Origin of the sequence: Aquipluma nitroreducens, from assembly GCF_009689585.1 — a bacterium.
Classification (GTDB): Bacteria; Bacteroidota; Bacteroidia; order Bacteroidales; family Prolixibacteraceae; genus Aquipluma; species Aquipluma nitroreducens.
Map to the genome: position 1 here is coordinate 773,285 of NZ_AP018694.1, position 16,441 is coordinate 789,725.

General features: G+C 39.6%; 15 protein-coding genes and 1 tRNA gene. 11 read left to right on the forward strand and 5 right to left on the reverse strand.

Features of this window, described 5'->3' with window-relative positions; genetic code table 11:
- Window positions 1-4: 4 nt before the first annotated feature.
- The 3 genes from AQPE_RS03170 to AQPE_RS03180 all read right to left on the reverse strand — a co-directional run bounded on the left by AQPE_RS03170 (window position 5) and on the right by AQPE_RS03180 (window position 2,497).
- Window positions 5-1,042, reverse strand: coding sequence for a FecR family protein (locus AQPE_RS03170; protein ID WP_318349600.1), 1,038 nt, complete (start codon window positions 1,040-1,042; stop codon window positions 5-7).
- 90 nt (window positions 1,043-1,132) lie between these two features.
- Window positions 1,133-1,723: an RNA polymerase sigma-70 factor gene (locus AQPE_RS03175; protein WP_318349601.1), complete on the reverse strand. Its 591-nt coding sequence runs from the start codon at window positions 1,721-1,723 to the stop codon at window positions 1,133-1,135.
- 701 nt (window positions 1,724-2,424) lie between these two features.
- Window positions 2,425-2,497 (reverse strand) — tRNA-Lys (locus tag AQPE_RS03180).
- A 189-nt stretch (window positions 2,498-2,686) separates the two neighbouring features.
- Here AQPE_RS03180 and AQPE_RS03185 point away from each other — a divergent pair.
- Complete coding sequence (locus tag AQPE_RS03185; RefSeq protein ID WP_318349602.1) at window positions 2,687-3,490, forward strand: SDR family oxidoreductase; 804 nt, start codon at window positions 2,687-2,689, stop codon at window positions 3,488-3,490.
- Window positions 3,491-3,509: 19 nt separating this feature from the next.
- Window positions 3,510-3,926 carry an acyl-CoA thioesterase gene (locus AQPE_RS03190; RefSeq protein WP_318349603.1) on the forward strand — a complete coding sequence of 139 codons (417 nt, stop codon included), beginning with the start codon at window positions 3,510-3,512 and terminating at the stop codon, window positions 3,924-3,926.
- 90 nt (window positions 3,927-4,016) lie between these two features.
- On the opposite strand, the gene AQPE_RS03195 is transcribed toward AQPE_RS03190, so the two are convergent.
- Window positions 4,017-4,655, reverse strand: coding sequence for a LysE family translocator (locus AQPE_RS03195; RefSeq protein ID WP_318349604.1), 639 nt, complete (start codon window positions 4,653-4,655; stop codon window positions 4,017-4,019).
- 135 nt (window positions 4,656-4,790) lie between these two features.
- On the opposite strand from AQPE_RS03195, the gene AQPE_RS03200 reads away from it, so the two are divergent.
- The 4 genes from AQPE_RS03200 (at window position 4,791) to AQPE_RS03215 (ending at window position 8,655) form a co-directional block, all read left to right on the forward strand.
- Window positions 4,791-5,321: a hypothetical protein gene (locus AQPE_RS03200; protein WP_318349605.1), complete on the forward strand. Its 531-nt coding sequence runs from the start codon at window positions 4,791-4,793 to the stop codon at window positions 5,319-5,321.
- 5 nt (window positions 5,322-5,326) lie between these two features.
- Window positions 5,327-6,229, forward strand: a complete 903-nt coding sequence (locus tag AQPE_RS03205) for an alpha/beta hydrolase (RefSeq protein ID WP_318349606.1) — start codon at window positions 5,327-5,329, stop codon at window positions 6,227-6,229.
- 118 nt (window positions 6,230-6,347) lie between these two features.
- Entirely contained in the window at window positions 6,348-6,887 is a 540-nt protein-coding gene (locus AQPE_RS03210) for an NUDIX domain-containing protein (protein ID WP_318349607.1), read from the forward strand.
- On the forward strand, window positions 6,871-8,655 hold the full coding sequence (locus AQPE_RS03215; RefSeq protein WP_318349608.1) for an aminopeptidase P family protein: 1,785 nt from the start codon (window positions 6,871-6,873) through the stop codon (window positions 8,653-8,655). Before AQPE_RS03210 ends, AQPE_RS03215 begins: the two co-directional genes overlap by 17 nt.
- A gap of 347 nt (window positions 8,656-9,002) precedes the next feature.
- On the opposite strand, the gene AQPE_RS03220 is transcribed toward AQPE_RS03215, so the two are convergent.
- Entirely contained in the window at window positions 9,003-9,914 is a 912-nt protein-coding gene (locus AQPE_RS03220; protein WP_318349609.1) for a sugar phosphate isomerase/epimerase family protein, read from the reverse strand.
- A gap of 1,504 nt (window positions 9,915-11,418) precedes the next feature.
- On the opposite strand from AQPE_RS03220, the gene AQPE_RS03225 reads away from it, so the two are divergent.
- The 5 genes from AQPE_RS03225 (at window position 11,419) to AQPE_RS03245 (ending at window position 16,250) form a co-directional block, all read left to right on the forward strand.
- Window positions 11,419-11,763, forward strand: coding sequence for a hypothetical protein (locus AQPE_RS03225; protein WP_318349610.1), 345 nt, complete (start codon window positions 11,419-11,421; stop codon window positions 11,761-11,763).
- 18 nt (window positions 11,764-11,781) lie between these two features.
- Complete coding sequence (locus AQPE_RS03230) at window positions 11,782-12,162, forward strand: DUF6261 family protein (RefSeq protein ID WP_318349611.1); 381 nt, start codon at window positions 11,782-11,784, stop codon at window positions 12,160-12,162.
- A 262-nt stretch (window positions 12,163-12,424) separates the two neighbouring features.
- Window positions 12,425-14,212, forward strand: coding sequence for a WG repeat-containing protein (locus AQPE_RS03235; RefSeq protein ID WP_318349612.1), 1,788 nt, complete (start codon window positions 12,425-12,427; stop codon window positions 14,210-14,212).
- Between the two features lie 196 nt (window positions 14,213-14,408).
- Window positions 14,409-14,963: a hypothetical protein gene (locus AQPE_RS03240; RefSeq protein WP_318349613.1), complete on the forward strand. Its 555-nt coding sequence runs from the start codon at window positions 14,409-14,411 to the stop codon at window positions 14,961-14,963.
- Window positions 14,964-15,143: 180 nt separating this feature from the next.
- Entirely contained in the window at window positions 15,144-16,250 is a 1,107-nt protein-coding gene (locus AQPE_RS03245; RefSeq protein ID WP_318349614.1) for a serine hydrolase domain-containing protein, read from the forward strand.
- The last annotated feature ends 191 nt before the right edge of the window (window positions 16,251-16,441 follow it).

Genomic DNA, 16,441 nt, shown 5'->3' on the forward strand with positions numbered 1-16,441 from the left:
ATACCTATTTTTTTGAGATTAAAACTTTGCGCTTACTAAAAGAGGAATCGTCTTGCTTAGATCCCGAAAGTATTTTATATGTAATTGGCGTACTGTATGATAATAGTCGAAGTGCTTCTTCAAGCGATTCGTGTTTAAATGTTGCAGTGAACACATAATCACTTTTTAAAACTTCCTCGTCGAAAATAATTTCGGCATTAAACCAACGCCCTAAACGAGCTGCCACATCATTGGTGTCGTCGTTCTTAAAAATCAAAGCTCCGTCGATCCATCCAATGTATTTTTTCCCGTCGGCATTGGTTATATGGTACTGTTTATCTGCTTTTTGATATACAATTATTTCATTTTCATTCAATTGAACCGATTTGTTCGAATCTTTACTAACTGCTGACAAAAGCGAAACCTTGCCGTGTTCCAAATAAGTGGTTATCTCATTATCTTCCTTATAGTTAGATATATTAAAACGTGTTCCGGTAGCTTTAACTTTACATCCGTTCAGATCAACGTAAAAGGGATGCTCTTTGTCTGATTCGACTTGAAAGTATGCTTCTCCCTCCAATTTAACTTCCCGCACCTTGCCGGTGAATTCATCCGGATAGGTCAACTTACTACCCGAATTAATCCATACTTTAGTTCCGTCGCTCAACTGAATTTGTGAGCGGACACCAAAGGTAGTTTCCGAAGTTTTCATCAGGCTAACCTTTTTAGAAAACGTTGAAGGTTTTGAGATATTCCAGGCTGTGTAAATGAGAAGTGGTAATAGAAGAATAGCTGCCACTTTCTGAAAATTCATCACGAATGTATTTTTGTTGGAATGCTTATTCAGCTTTTTCTTGACCAGAAGCAAATCGTGGCTAACATCTATCTTCTTCATGGCATCCAGCGCGTCATAATACGTCAGGACTTTTATTATTTCATTGTATTCTGCTACGTTTTCTGAAGATAATTTGAGCCAGGATTGCAGCTCGTGTTGCTGTGCACTATCCATTTCATTGGAAAATTCCAGTGCAATTAAATGATATATGTAGTTTTTATCTTCCACTTTGCTTTCGTATTTACATTACCTAAGACGTAATTTTTTGAATTACCCCCCATGCAAGTTCAGAAAATATCTGAAGTAAAGCAATCGGAACTATCGGAGAAAGTGAAAAAATTCGAAAAGAGCCAGTAATGGCAAGTAATCCTTTAATTCGACTCTTAGAATATGGAGTGCTTTGGTCATCTGATTTTCTACTGTTTTTTCAGATAAATTCAATTTTTCAGCAATCTCACGGTTTTTCATTCCATGTAATCTGCTTAGCTCAAAAATCTCACGACATCTTTCAGGGAGCTTGCTAAGGCTATTATTAAAAAGAGCTTCGAGTTCAGCAAAGACATATGTTTCAAATGATTCATCGCTGCTGTCATTTTGAACCGTGATTTCTTGAGTCCTGATACTTCTGTTTTTCTTCCGAAGCAAATCGAAACATTTATTTTTTACGGCAATAAACAGATATGACCGGATGGAAAACTGGATGTTTAGTTCCTGTCGATTTTTCCAAAACTTAACGAAAACATCCTGAACAATATCTCTTGCTTCCTCTTCCTGAAGAGAAATCATTTTTTGGGCATAGACACACAATCCAGGATAGTAGTAGTTGAAAAAGAAGTCGAAAGCATATTCTTTCCCCTTCTTCATTTCTTCAAATAAGAAAAGCTCCTTCTCATGATATTTCATATCCATCCAAAAATGTTTTAGATATTCAGGGAATAAAAGTAAAATATTTTCAGACTTATTATGAAAGACCATCCAACAACTTTAGCTCCTAGGTTTTGAACCAAAAAAGAAAAGCTAAACTTAACGACAAACCTATCTGTACGCTATTTCAAAATTTGATCTATAATTTGTATGAGGGCTTGCGTTACGGTGGCCTAGCACAAAAGCCGTTTACCAAAAAGCAGTTCTGGAATCAAATTCCCGAATCTGAAAAATAACTCACTCCCGAACTAGCATTGGATCACCCGCAGAAAGCTCTACGCATGCAAAATAACATGGTTATACACCGACAATTGTTGGAAATATGTTTTAGAAAGTTCAGTATACCGCTTAATCAAAGGACAAGGATAAATACAGGCGATCGGAAACATTGCAGCGCCATGACCGCCGATCTCACTCAAACCTCTGGCAATGTAATTACTAAATTTTCAAAATTCACATTTAATTTGAATTCAAATAAGCAGATTTGAATTCAAGGCTCATGACTTTGAACTCTTGATATAAAAACAACAACAAGTTTAAAATCAACAATATACAGCAATACGTTTAGATTGAGAAGTCTCTTCTATTTTGTGATTTTTTACTTCATTTTGCTAGTCAAACCAATAAAGAAAGCCTCCAAATCATTTAATTTGAAGGCTTTTAGCTTGTTTTGATTCAATTTTTAGTGACCCAGCTGGGATTCGAACCCAGGACCCCATCCTTAAAAGGGATGTGCTCTACCTGCTGAGCTACTGAGTCATCCTCATGTGCCTTACCTTATTGATAAAGCGCTGCAAAGGTAACCGCTATTTTCTTTTTTGCAAATCGATCTGCTAATTAATCCGAAAAAAGATAGCGAATTTATAAACATACGATTGTTAGTTATCCGATTCACTTACTTAGAAATTTAAACTAATTTTGTTTTTCAAATTTATTCAAATCTCTTTCGTGAAAAACAAAGTTGTTGTTATTACCGGCGCATCTTCAGGTATTGGCCGTGCATTGGCTAAAGAATTCGCAGCTAAAGGTGCACGATTATCGTTGGGTGCTCGCCGAACTGAACTTCTGGAACAATTGAGGCAAGAACTTCATGAAACCGAAATATTAATTGTCAAAACGGATGTAAGCAGCGAAGACGATTGCCGCAATTTGATCGACGGGACCGTCAAGCATTTTGGACAGATTGATATACTGATCAACAATGCGGGCATTTCGATGCGAGCTCTTTTTGAAGAAGTTGACACCAAGGTTATCCGCCAATTGATGGATGTGAATTTCTACGGAACAGTTTATTGCAGCAAATTCGCTTTGCCTCATCTATTGAAGACCAAAGGAAGTCTGGTTGGAGTTATTTCAATTGCCGGATATGTCGGACTTCCGGGAAGGACAGGCTATTCAGCCTCGAAATTTGCTATTCGCGGATTTTTGGATACCGTACGCATCGAAAACCTAAAAAAGGGACTTCATGTATTGGTTGCTGCTCCAGGATTTACTGCTTCTGAAGTAAGAAAAGCAGCTTTGACAAACGATGGTTCGCAACAAGGTGAAACGCCTCGCGACGAAAGCAAAATGATGTCGTCCGAAGAATGCGCCAGACACATTGTTCGTGCCATTGGAAAACGCAAACGCGAATTAATCCTCACTTTTACCGAAGGAAAGCTAACCGTATTTCTGGGAAAGTTCTTCCCTGCGTTGCTCGATAAATTAACGTACAGCCACATGGCCAAAGAACCCAATTCGCCATTCAAATAACTCACGCAATTCTGAAAACATGATTGTTACTGAAACGAAAGTCAGGGTTTATTACGAAGATACTGACCAGATGGGTGTTGTTTATTACGGCAACTACCCCCGGTATTACGAAATAGGCCGCACCGAAATGATTCGCGATTTGGGCTTTACCTACAAGCAAATGGAAGAGATGAATATCATGCTACCAGCCAGAAGCCTGAAAATAAACTACCTGAAATCGGCTTATTACGATGACTTGCTAACCATCAGAACAATTATAGATACCATCCCGAAAGTGAAATTTCCGATTAAAACCGAGATTTACAATGAAGTTGGCGAGTTAATTAATTCGGGAGAAGTCGTTTTAGTATTTTTCAATTCGCTAACCAATAAACCATTTGCTGCACCTAAATTCTTTATCGACAAATTGACACAGATTTTCAATGAAAAACGCTAGGAAAATGTCATTGGTAAAAAGTCATTAGGAAAGCGTCATTAGAAAACATGATTAACTACTTTCCGATTGACTAGTGACCTTTTCCTGTTTTTAACTACCCAATCCTTTTTGTGCAACAACGATCGCAGTTATAAGCACAAAGAGAATAATGATCGCTCCGGCGGTTTTATTGATCCACCAAAGAATCCTCAGGTTAATTTTATGCCTGAACAAACTGACAATACCCGACAACGAAAACCACCAGAGAAAAGCTCCAGTAAGAATTCCAAGTATCACAAAGAAAGAATGGTAAGGTTGTTCGAGGCTAACGGCCACGCCCGAACTGGTAAACACGGCCAGGAAGACAAATACGGTTAATGGATTTGAAAAAGTGACCAGGAAACTCGAAATAATATCCTGGAAATGGGTGTTTCCACGAAGGCGATTGCGACGAATATCTTTTACCGGATTCGAAAAAAAGATATGAACCCCAAGGATCAAAACAACTACCGCTCCGACGACCTGAAACATCATTTCGTGCGCACGAATAAAATCGATCACAAAAGTAAGGCTAAACCCTGCAATGATTGCATAAACGGTATCAGACAATGCCGCCCCCATTCCGGATAAAAGGCCTGCCATGCGACTTTTATTCACCGTTCGCTGGATGACCAAAACACCAATTGGTCCCAATGGTATGGAAACCAACAAACCAATCAAAATCCCTTTTGCTATCAACGTTAAAAACATAGCGCAAAAATAAACGATTTTATCAGTTATCGGTATTCACAGCAGAATCAAGTAAATTTTTAACACGCTCAAAAGACTGTTCAGCATAAATTTGTACTTTTAGAACCCGTTACGAACCTAAAAAACGACTCAGAAATGGAAGAACTCGCAGTTGGAACCCGTGTTGATCATCCGCGCTATGGAGAAGGAATTGTCAGTAAAAATAAAATAACCTCGTACGAGATATTCTTTGAGCGAGGTGGAAAAATGGAAATCACGAAACGGAATGAAGATCTGGAAGTCATTGAAGCGCCAGAAGAAAAGCCAAAAAATTCGCTGACGTTGAACGAAGTTGAGAAGGTATTGCGTTTCGTATTGGAAGAACAAAGTGCACTTCAGGAAATCGTTCCGTTAGGAGAAAAATGGATGGGCGGAAATATGCTTTTGCAACCGGCAAACCTTTCGCTCAAACCAAAGGAAATACCTATTGAGAATTTCTTTCACAAAATTGTGATGTTGCGCGACCGGCTTCGGGTGCTGGAACAAAACATTAACAGCCACCCGGTGTTAACCGACGAAGAAAAAGTGAACATGCAGCAATACATTACACGCATATACGGCTCATTAACAACATTCAATATTCTTTTTGCCGACAAGGATCACTATTTTGTTGGCGCTAAATCTTAATTCATATGAGAACCACAATCGCATTTTTCACATTGGTCATTATTAGCTTTACAACTATGGCTCAAGATTTTAAACTTAAAGTATGGCCAAACGGTGCACCCGACAGCAACGGATTGACAACACCTGAAGAAGTTTTTGATGGCAAACGCGTACGCAATGTTTCGGAGGCCGAAATTTATGTGTATTTACCCAAAATAGGAATTAATACAGGCGCGGCCGTGGTGATTTGTCCGGGCGGTGGTTATGCCATGGAAGCCATGGACCACGAAGGATATGATATGGCCGAATGGCTGGCATCTCAAGGGGTTGCCGGTATTGTTCTGAAATATCGCCTTCCAAATGGTCACGATCAGATTCCATTGGAAGATGCTCAACGCGCTTTGCGCATTGTAAGGCAAAAAGCTGCCGAATGGGGAATCAATCCGGCTAAAATCGGTATTGCAGGTTCTTCTGCAGGTGGTCATTTGGCCTCAACTGCCGGAACACGATTTGATTTGGGAAAACCTGATTCATCGGACCCTCTTGAAAAATTCAGTTGCAGACCCGATTTTATGCTTTTATTGTATCCGGTAATCACATTCAACGAAGAATTTGGGCATATGGGTTCGCGTACAAATTTGATTGGCGCCGGAAACAAATGGGAACTGGTTGAAAAATATTCGAACGAACTGCATGCTACAGCCCAAACTCCGCCGACATTCCTGGTTTTAGCCGATGACGATGGAGGGGTTCCGCCCCGCAACTCCATCGAGTTTTACATGGCGCTGAAAAAATATAAAATACCGGCCGAAATGCACATTTTCCGCGACGGCGGACACGGTTTTGGAATGAGAAAGAAAAACATTCCGGTTGACCAGTGGCCAAACCTGTTCGCCCAGTGGATGAAAGCTCAGGGAATCACGAAATAGAAGAAAGTTCGGAGTGCCTAGAGTGAGCTAGAGTTCGGAGTTGCTAAAACTTTAGGCACTCCACACTCTAGCTCACTCCCAACTTCTTTTTCAACTTTAGTCACTTTTATTCTTCTCTATGTATTCATCCACTCACCCGGTTAATGTTTTGAAGTTTTGTCCGCGTTGCGGATCGGCGCATTTCGCGGCAACAGGCGACCGCTCTTTTAAATGCAGCGATTGCTCTTTTAATTATTACGCTAACTCGTCAGCAGCGGTGGCAGTTTTGCTGTTTAACGAAAAAGGCGAATTACTATTTACCCGCCGAGCCATTGAACCTCATCTCGGGAAACTGGATTTGCCCGGAGGTTTTATTGAGCCGCTTGAAACGGCCGAACATGCCGCAAAGCGCGAAATTCAGGAAGAATTAGGCATTGAGATTCATTCGCTGAAATACTTTTGTTCGTATCCGAACGAATATGTTTTCTCCGGATTTTCCGTTTTTACACTCGATCTGGCCTTTCTGGCCCAAACCGAAAGCATTCACCAAATGACAGCCATGGACGATGTCTCGTCGTTCGAATTTTATAACCCGCATGATATTGATCTGGAGGAACTACCATCCATTTCGATGAAAAACATCATCAAAGAACTGATACAACGTGAAGGAACTTATTAGAAACAGAATCGGCGACCTGCGCGCCAAAATGCAGGAAAAAGGTTTGAGTGCGTATGTTATTTTCGGCACCGACCCGCACATGAGCGAATACCTGCCCGAACGCTGGCAAACCCGTGCATTTATCGCCGGATTCACAGGTTCGGCCGGAATGGTGGTTGTGAGTCTCGATAAAGCCGCTCTCTGGACCGACTCGCGCTATTTTCTTCAGGCCGAAGAACAATTGGCCGGAACCGGAATCGATTTGGTTAAAATGCGTACGCCCGGTCATCCCGAGCCTGACCAATGGATCAGGATGAACCTTCAAAAAGGAGCTGTTGCAGGGATTGATGAATGGAGCGTTTCAATCAGTCAGTTTGCGGCCATGCAAAGTAGTTTGGCGGCTTCAGGAATTACCCTGAAAGAAACGGGCGATTTGCTTGATGCAATCTGGAACAACCGTCCTGCCCTACCCGATTCGCCGGTATTTGAGCATGAACTGAAATACGCCTGCACCAGCCGAAACGAAAAAATAGAAGTTATTTGTGCCGAACTTAAAAAAACGGGCGCCGACATGCAGATTATTACGGCACTCGACGATCTGGCCTGGACGTTTAACCTTCGCGGCACCGATGTGGAGTGCAATCCGGTGTTTATGTCGTATGCCATTGTTTCAGCAAAAGAAACGACGCTTTTCGTTAACCCGCAAAAAATTTCGACAGAGCTAAAAGCAAAACTCGAATCAGAAGGAATTCAAATCAAAGGCTACGAAGAAATAACAGTTGCTCTTCAGCAATTGCCTGCACACACCCGGGTATGGATCGACAGCGATCGCACGAATCAGGCTATCCGGAAAAACATTCCGGAGCAATGTTTGGTCGTCGAAGGATTATCCATTCCGTGTCGGTTAAAAGCCATTAAGTCGCAGGGCGAAATTAATCACATCCGCCAGGCGATGCGAAAAGACGGCGTTGCGCTGCTCGAATTCTTATACTGGATTGAAAACAACCTGGGAAAAATTCCGGTTACCGAATATACCGTTGCTGAGAAACTGAACGAACTCAGGGCGAAACAAGCCGGATTTAAAGGCATCAGCTTCTACCCGATTGTTGGATACAAAGAACATGGCGCCATTGTGCATTTCCATGTTGCCGAAGACAATGCTTTACCGGTTGAGAAGGATGGCTTTTTGCTTTTCGATTCGGGAGGACAATACCTCGACGGAACAACCGACACCACCCGAACCATTGCTTTGGGTGAATTAACAGCCAGACAAAAGAGCGACTTCACGATTACGCTGAAAGGAATGATTTCGCTGACCAACGCGAAGTTTCCGGTGAACACGCGAGGTTATCATTTAGACATTCTGGCGCGGAAAGACATGTGGCAACACGGAATGAACTACGGACACGGAACCGGGCACGGTGTGGGCTATTTCCTGAATGTACACGAAGGACCGATGAGCATCCGACAGGAGTTTAACGACCGGGTGATTGAAGCCGGAATGGTACTATCGAACGAACCTGCATTTTACCGGTTGGGAGAATATGGTTTGCGTACTGAAAATATGATGGTTTGTGTGAAAGATGAAACGACCGAATTTGGAGATTTCCTCCGGTTCGATACCTTAACACTTTGCCCCATCGATGCCAAAGCCATCGATAAAAGTTTGCTGAATCAGGAAGAAATTGAATGGCTGAACAAATACCACCAATGGGTTTACAATGAACTTGCACCAATGGTAAATGATGAATTGAAAAATTTCCTGAAGGAACAAACAAAACCCATTTAAGATAAATCGGGTTAAACGGTAAAAACATCAACCCCGACAGGTTAAAAAGGTTTTATTGATTGCAATTGCAATTTCCTGCCAATTTGTAGAGACGCGATGCATCGCGTCTCTACAATCAAAAATATCGCATCCCTACATTCAAAATATCGCATCCCTACAATAATGAATATCGCATCCCTGCAATCAAACACATCGCGTCTGTTCAATCAAATTCATCGCATCTATATCCCAACAAACAGAAAAACACCAGGAAATGTAAATTTTCAGGCCTGAATCAGCCGTTTCGGGGCAACAAAAAACCCGGCGTTATCACTAACCCGGGTTTTGTATTGAATAGCGAATGCAGTTTACACCAAAATCTTGGTTGTAATGTTGCTGATACTTGTTTCAAGCGTTTCGAAAGTTTTTCCGTTACCTTGATTGTCGTCTTCAACAAAGAGATATTTCGCACCTGCAATATCTTTCGATTTCCAGATGGTTTTAAAATCGATAACACCTGCGCCAACTTCGCAAACATCGTCTTTAATTACATCAAAGAAAGGTTCTTGTTTGGTGTGCATATCTTTAAAGTGTAAAAGCTGGAAGCGTCCCGGGTATTTCTTGAACATTTCAACCGGGTCTTGACCTGCCTTATTTGCCCAGAACAGGTCGAGTTCCATGGTTACATAATTCGGATCCAATTCCTTCATATAAATGTCATAATAAGGAACTATGCCATCCATATTTTTAAATTCGAAATTATGATTGTGGTATCCAAACTGAATGCCTGTTTCTTTCATAATCTTACCCACTTGATTCCAATCGCCAACCATTTGCTTGAATTTTTCAATGGTACGGTCTTCATCGTTTACCCATGGCTGAACGCAATATTTAACAGCCAATTCGGCATGTGCGTCGGCCATCATTTTAGCGCTGTCCATTGTAATACCTTTCGATTCAACCCCGGCGTGGCTGCTAATAATATCCATTCCAAGATCGTTTACCATTTTTTTGAACTCTTTAGGGGCAAATCCATAAAATTTACCATCGGCATAACTTGCCAGTTCAAGATTTTTGTACCCGAGGTCCGATAATTTCTTCAGCGTTCCGGCAACATCGGCTGCCATGGCATCGCGAACGGTGTACAACTGGATACCTACGCCAAAGGTTTTCCGATCAACTACTTTAGGTGCACAGCCCAGTGGCCCCAGAACGGTTAAGCCAATAGCGCCTACGGCTGAAATTTTAAAAAACTCTCTTCTGTTTGTCAATGTACTCATTGTTACTATTTTTTGGTTTGTTTAGATTTTATTGATTTTTGATTTTTCAAGAGGATAAATATAATACAAACCATTTACTTACAAAAATGCTATCCGACAATCCGTGGAAATAATACAGTTCTCCAAATTTTGAATGTAGCTCCTAAGTAACTAAGTAAGTAATGAGAAGTATTTATTGTCGTATTTTCAAGGTACTCACCCCAAGCCACCTATGGTGACTTTTCCCCTCTCTCGCGAGAGAGGGGCGGAGCGAGCAAAGCGAGTTCGGGGTGAGTCGAGAAATAGAAATGTGACATTTTATCTTTCCTATTACTTAACACAGCAAAATCGTTAAAAAAACGATTGTCTGATTTACTCGTTAGCATCGAACAAAAAACGACCCCGGAGAGATCAGATGTTTATAGAAATAGCGATGCAACCTGAAAGTTCGACCCCATCCGGGGTTGATTAGGCTTGCGGTAGGTTCTTTTTCTATACCTATGTTATCCCTCTGCGATAAATTCGTCTGGTGAATGATGCAAACCAACATGGTATTTTTTTTAACGGACTTAGCGGTTTAATGGGTTTTTACAACATGATACGGTATGGCCAAAACGGTTTTTAAACCTGAAAGGTTTTAATCTGAATAACCACCGGTTGTAACCGGTGGAAGCAAGCCTATCAAGACCAGAACCCTGAAAGGGTTCAATATAAATCAGTTGAACCCTTTCAGGGTTCTGGTCAAGTCGTTGCGGTATGAGGCTGTATCAAAAGTGATTATGTTTTTTCAAAAACTTACAATTTGAAAGTACCGATACTGTTAAAACCCCTAAATCCCCTGAAGGGGACTTCAAAGCCGCCCCTTCAGGGGAGGTTTGGAGGGGTGAAATGAAGTTGAACTTACAATTTAAAAGTTGAATTTGTGAAATTTTGACTTTTGATACAACCTCTTATTCAAATTTAGCCACTTCGTGGCTGAAAAATTGTGAGCACAAGATTCACCGAAATCCTGATAAAACCAACTAACCGATAGTTCCGTTTTTTAATCGATTTCCCTGAGTATTCGATATGCAATCGGATATTCATAAAAAAAATATGTAGCACGAACAATCTAATTTTGTTATTTTTTTTGTAAATTAGCTCTAACCGTTTTCTTTCTGCATCAGTACATTACATTCAGGATGATACTTCGGTTAGGAACAGTACAAAACCAATTTTAGTAACAGCAAATAAAAGTATAAAAGCATCGTCCCGGTCGTGGAGAAGCTTCCTCCGAATATTTCAGCATCATCCCGAAACGGAAGAGGATTCCTCTGAATATTTCAGCATCACCCCGAGGCGGGAGAAGCTTCCTCCGAATATTTCAGCATAATCCCGGTTGGGGAGAAGCTTCCTCCGAATATTTCAGCATCATCCCGCGGCGGGAGAGCTTGTTTCAAAACATAGAAGTTACAAACCAATGAAAACGAACAAAAAGCAAATTCAAATATTCTGATTCATGTTTAACCATTTAAAAACTAAATTTATGCAATTACAAGAAATGACAATTGTACATTTAACTGGTCTGACGATTGAAGATCTGTTTTCGCTAAACAAATCAACTGTTGAGTCTGCGACCCCTGTAAAAGAAAGTATTGGCAAATTACCCAAAGCAATCCTTGCCCAACTAGAAACCAACAACAACGCCATGGGTGTTCAAATGAACAAGTCGTTGAAAAATGCGCTGACCCCTCAAGTTATTGAAATGAGGGCCGAGCGCGAAGATCGGTTTGCTGAAGTTAAACGCAACGTGACCACCGCATTAAAAGGTCGCGATCCGGAAAAGAAAGCAGCAGCAGAAAATATAGAATCTTTTCTGCGTCCGTACTAGAATTTCAAAGATAGAGCCATGAATACCCAGACAGGAGTTATGAACGAGCTGTTTAGTAAGTTCAACGCGAGCGAGCCATTAAAAGCACAGGCCGCTACCCTTGGAATTACCGATATGATGACCGGGCTGGAAACTGTAAATGTAGCATTTGGTGTGTTGTACCAAACCCGCAACGAGCACGAAGCTGCCACCAATGGCCCATCGGCCAGCAGTTTGCGACGCGATGCACAAACCAGTTACGAACAGTTTTGCCTGGCCATAGAGCAAGCGGTGAACTACACGCCTACCGATATTTATACCGCCCTGTTTAAACAAATGGACGAACTGCGCAAAACCTACGCCCGTTTGGCCACCACAAAAGCCAAAGAACCCGAAGCCAATCAAGCTGCAAGCGAATAATCGGGCAAATCGGTGTTGACTGATCCGGTGCCCCTGAGGTCATCGGATCAGTTTCTTTGCATACGACCAATGAAATGAAAAATTATCATAAAAAAGAGACCAATCGTTTTTGAATATAAGCATAACCCATTACTTTTAACACAACATAAAAATCAAACACTTATAACAGTATATAGCGAATTCAGAATTATAGAACAATCAAAAAAAGTACTATAAACCTGCCGCTAATTATTAGTTGGCAGCAAGGCTAGACACACACACGATGAAACAAATTTGCATAATATTGATAATTCTTACGATTTTAACATCTTGCTATACGCAGAGTGAAAAATCAAATAATAGAAGAAACTCGATTTCATACGAAAGAATCAGTGATGATAATTCGTGGGGATTTATAGATAATTATGGTGATACAATAATACCGCTCGGAAAATATAAATTTCTTAACCCGATTGATGAAGAAGGAATGATTTTCGCTCAATTAGAAGAGAAATGTGGCTATATCGACATAAAACAAAATATTCTAATCCCATTTGAGTATGATGACCTTAGCGTATTTTCTGAAGATTTAGCACCAGCCAAGAAAAATGGGAAATACGGTTTTATTGACAGAAAAGGTGAAGTAATAATTCCATTTCAATATGATGAAGAAAGGTATTTCTATAAATCAGGCTTATCTGAGGCTTCAAAAGCTGGCAAATGGGGCTTTATCAACAAAAAAGGAGAACAAGTGGTTCCTATTCAGTATTCACAAGTAGATTGTCATAAAATGGAAACTGAATTTATTTTTGCCTTTGATAAAAACAAATGGGCGATTTTTAATAATAAAGGAAAGCAACTTACGGACTTCATTTATGACGAAATTTATGGTACCTCAAATAATTTTGATTATTTCAATGAGAAATATCTGTTTAATGGTCTTCTTTTAGTTCGAAAAGGTGATCAGTATCGGTATCTAAATCGCAATTTACAAATTGTAGCGGATTTTGGTTATTTCACAAAAGCTGAACCTATTACAGAATATGGTTTTGCCATCGTAAAAAAAGAGAATTATTATGGCATAATAGATTCTATGGGGAAAATTGTAATTCCTTGCGAGTATTCATTAATTGAGCACCCAAGAGGGCCATATCAAGGATTTTATGATGAGTTTTATGCCAAAAAGGACGGTAGATACGGCATCCTAAACGAAAAGAGTGAGTTTATTTCTGACATAAGTTATGATTCATTTGAAAGAGATTATTGCAGGTTAAAGGATAGTATACAGGCAGTATTTATTGCTAAAAAAGGTAATCGATTTGGAGTAATTAACAAGGTTGGGAAAGTAACACTTCCCGTCGAATTTGAAGAAATCAACTTATTCGAAGGGAACAGCTTTACGATTGCTAAAAGGGGTGGTTTATATGGCTTAATAAATAGTAATGGAGATATTAAATTGCCCTTTGAATACAAAAACATTATCTCTAACAAAGATTGGGATTATATTATTTTACAAAAAGACAAATTTTATGGGGTAATTGACAAGCAAAGTTTAAAGGAAATATTTCCAATGGAGTATGAAGAAATAGAACAATGTTTTTATGACGAAAACAACTTTATTGCAAAAAAGAACAGTCGTTATGGAATAATTACAAGGACAAAGAAAATTATCATTCCATTCGAATATGATAAAATTTCAAATTGGGTTGAATATGGCCCCAAAGAGCATTTTGTGATCAAAGATGGAAAAGAAGGATTAATAAGCAGGGAAGGAAAAATTGTAATTCCAACTGTATATGATAAAATCTTTGTTGACAATGATATTTTAATAAAAGTTCGGAAAAATGGCGTTTATGGCACCATTAATTGGAAAAATGAGATTGTTCATCCAATTCAATATGAACAGATTCTGTGGGAATGGCCATATTTGACAGATAGAGCATTAGACACGGTATACGTAGAGAAATCGGGCAAATATTTTGCAACGGACATCACTGGAAAAGTTATTATTGAATCTATTTCAAATAAATTGATTAATGACAAATTTGGATATAAATTGAGAAAGAACTAAAGCCCTGCTGCCAACTTCAGCTACCCTCAAGTGCGGCAGCGGTGGTTTTCGGTGGGCATCTTTCCGCCCAAACTGCTTTTCGGCTTGACAGGAAATCGCCCGCAATCCGCCCCTGCGTGTAGCTTCCTACGTTATAGGGCATTTGATTTGCATCGCAATTTTGAGAGAACTGAGATAAATTGAAAGAAAATTTAAAATGAATTTTGAGGCAATTTTAATATCACTATTAGTTATCTATCTTACCGTGACAATTATAGAATTGACTGGTCTTCATCGATTTAATCTGCGGTACTTTGACTATGGTTTTAAAATTTATAAAAGAGAGATTTCTCATCATTTCAGTAACTGGACAAATTTGGATGGAATATATTCGGAAAAAGAAGGAAATTATGTGTTTTTACCCGATTTGAGAATGGGATATTTTGTGTCGAGATTTATAGTATTTAGGAATCTAAACTTCTTTGTTTTCTATCGTGGCGTTCCATTGACAATTTTTGGAAAGTTTTTAGAGAGTGAAAATAGTCTTGAGATAACTTACTTTATTTCATATCGGTTAGTTTTTTTAATTTCTATTTGGCTCATCGGTTGGACAGTTCTTCCCATTTTGACAGGTAGTTTACTTTCAATTGGAATCGGCATTGCGGGAATCTTATTTACGTCTTTAATGCTTTATTTAGTTTATACATTTCAACAAGGGAAGATGCTTATTATATCTGACGAGATAGAGAAAATTTTAAAAGTAAGAAAATGAAAACGCCCTATAACATCAGCTACCCGTCAAGTGCGGTAGCAGTGGTTTTCGGTGGGCATCTTTTCGCCCGGGCTGCTTTTCGGCTTGACAGGAATTGAAAATCGGCGAAGCTAAATCGCCTGCAATCTGCCTCTGCGTATGGCTTCCTGCGGTGAGAGGAAAGCCATGAACCCTCAGCATATGCAACATTTATTTGTGACTATCGTCTTTGGAATAAAGTCAATGAAAATGAAAATACACTCAAAAAAAGTTATTCTATTCGTCACAGGTATGTTAACGCTCTTCGCAATTCTACCGGCATTTTCAACAAAACCCTTTCCAATTTCGAGCAATGATTCCATTTTAAATTGGATGAAAAATGAAAATGTACCCACAGTTGGTATCTGTATTATTGAAGATGCAAAAATTCAGCAGATAAAAATGATCGGAAATATTGAGTATCATTCTCCTGCACCCGAAAACACACTATTCAACATAGCATCCTTGACCAAGCCCTTAATATCCATGACAACACTAAAATTGGTTAGCGATGGACAATGGCAACTGGATGAACCCCTGTGCCATTACTGGACTGACCCCGATGTTGTAAACGATACTTTAAATAGAAAACTAACAACCCGTCATGTACTTAGTCACCAATCGGGCTTACCTAATTGGAGAGGTCACGAACCTAATGGGAAATTATCATTTGCATTTGAACCAGGTACGCAATGGAAGTATTCTGGTGAAGGTTTCGAATACCTTCGGAAAGCTTTAGAGGTTAAATTCAATACTCCAATTGAAAGATTAGTTGATTCCTTACTATTTAAACCGTTAGGCATGAATAATACACGATTTTATTGGGATAATACTGTGGATTCAACCCTCTATGCGGATAGATATGATACAGAGGGGAAACTTTATGCAAAGGAAAAGTGGTATTCGGCAAATGCTTCAAACTTAGTTCTGACAACAGTTGAAGATTATGGGAAATTTGTCATCGCAATACTGAAAGGAAACTATCTGTCTCCTGAAGTACAAAATGAAATGATTCAAAAACAAGCTTTGTTAAATAACGGGAATGAGGTTGGGTTAGGTTGGTTTTTGATAAAAAATTTGTCGAATGGAGGTTATGCATTGTATCATTCTGGCAGTAACCGTGGGCAAAACACCAAAATATTCCTTTTACCAAAGTCAAAAAAAGGAATAATAATATTTACAAATGGTGAAAATGGGAATAAAGTATGTGAGAAAATTATTTCTGAATATTTTGACTCTGGAAAAGAAATTCTAAACCGCATTAAATAAGTAATAGGAACTATTTATTGTCGTATTTTAAAAAGTACTCACCCCAACGTCCGCAAGCGGACGTTCTGCCCCTCTCTCGCGAGAGAGGGGAAAAGCATCGCAGATGCGCGGGGTGAGTCGGGATAAAAGCATGAATTCAAATGCGACATTATTTCATTCCCATTACTTAATACTGGCCAAACTAAAGATTT

Excerpts from the sequence above, each read along its gene's own strand:
- AQPE_RS03175 (WP_318349601.1), bottom strand. The coding sequence starts at position 1,723 with ATGGATATGAAATATCATGAGAAGGAGCTTTTCTTATTTGAAGAAATG.
- AQPE_RS03190 (WP_318349603.1), top strand. The coding sequence starts at position 3,510 with ATGATTGTTACTGAAACGAAAGTCAGGGTTTATTACGAAGATACTGAC.
- AQPE_RS03195 (WP_318349604.1), bottom strand. The coding sequence starts at position 4,655 with ATGTTTTTAACGTTGATAGCAAAAGGGATTTTGATTGGTTTGTTGGTT.
- AQPE_RS03200 (WP_318349605.1), top strand. The coding sequence starts at position 4,791 with ATGGAAGAACTCGCAGTTGGAACCCGTGTTGATCATCCGCGCTATGGA.
- AQPE_RS03205 (WP_318349606.1), top strand. The coding sequence starts at position 5,327 with ATGAGAACCACAATCGCATTTTTCACATTGGTCATTATTAGCTTTACA.
- AQPE_RS03210 (WP_318349607.1), top strand. The coding sequence starts at position 6,348 with ATGTATTCATCCACTCACCCGGTTAATGTTTTGAAGTTTTGTCCGCGT.
- AQPE_RS03220 (WP_318349609.1), bottom strand. The coding sequence starts at position 9,914 with ATGAGTACATTGACAAACAGAAGAGAGTTTTTTAAAATTTCAGCCGTA.
- AQPE_RS03225 (WP_318349610.1), top strand. The coding sequence starts at position 11,419 with ATGCAATTACAAGAAATGACAATTGTACATTTAACTGGTCTGACGATT.
- AQPE_RS03230 (WP_318349611.1), top strand. The coding sequence starts at position 11,782 with ATGAATACCCAGACAGGAGTTATGAACGAGCTGTTTAGTAAGTTCAAC.
- AQPE_RS03235 (WP_318349612.1), top strand. The coding sequence starts at position 12,425 with ATGAAACAAATTTGCATAATATTGATAATTCTTACGATTTTAACATCT.
- AQPE_RS03240 (WP_318349613.1), top strand. The coding sequence starts at position 14,409 with ATGAATTTTGAGGCAATTTTAATATCACTATTAGTTATCTATCTTACC.
- AQPE_RS03245 (WP_318349614.1), top strand. The coding sequence starts at position 15,144 with ATGCAACATTTATTTGTGACTATCGTCTTTGGAATAAAGTCAATGAAA.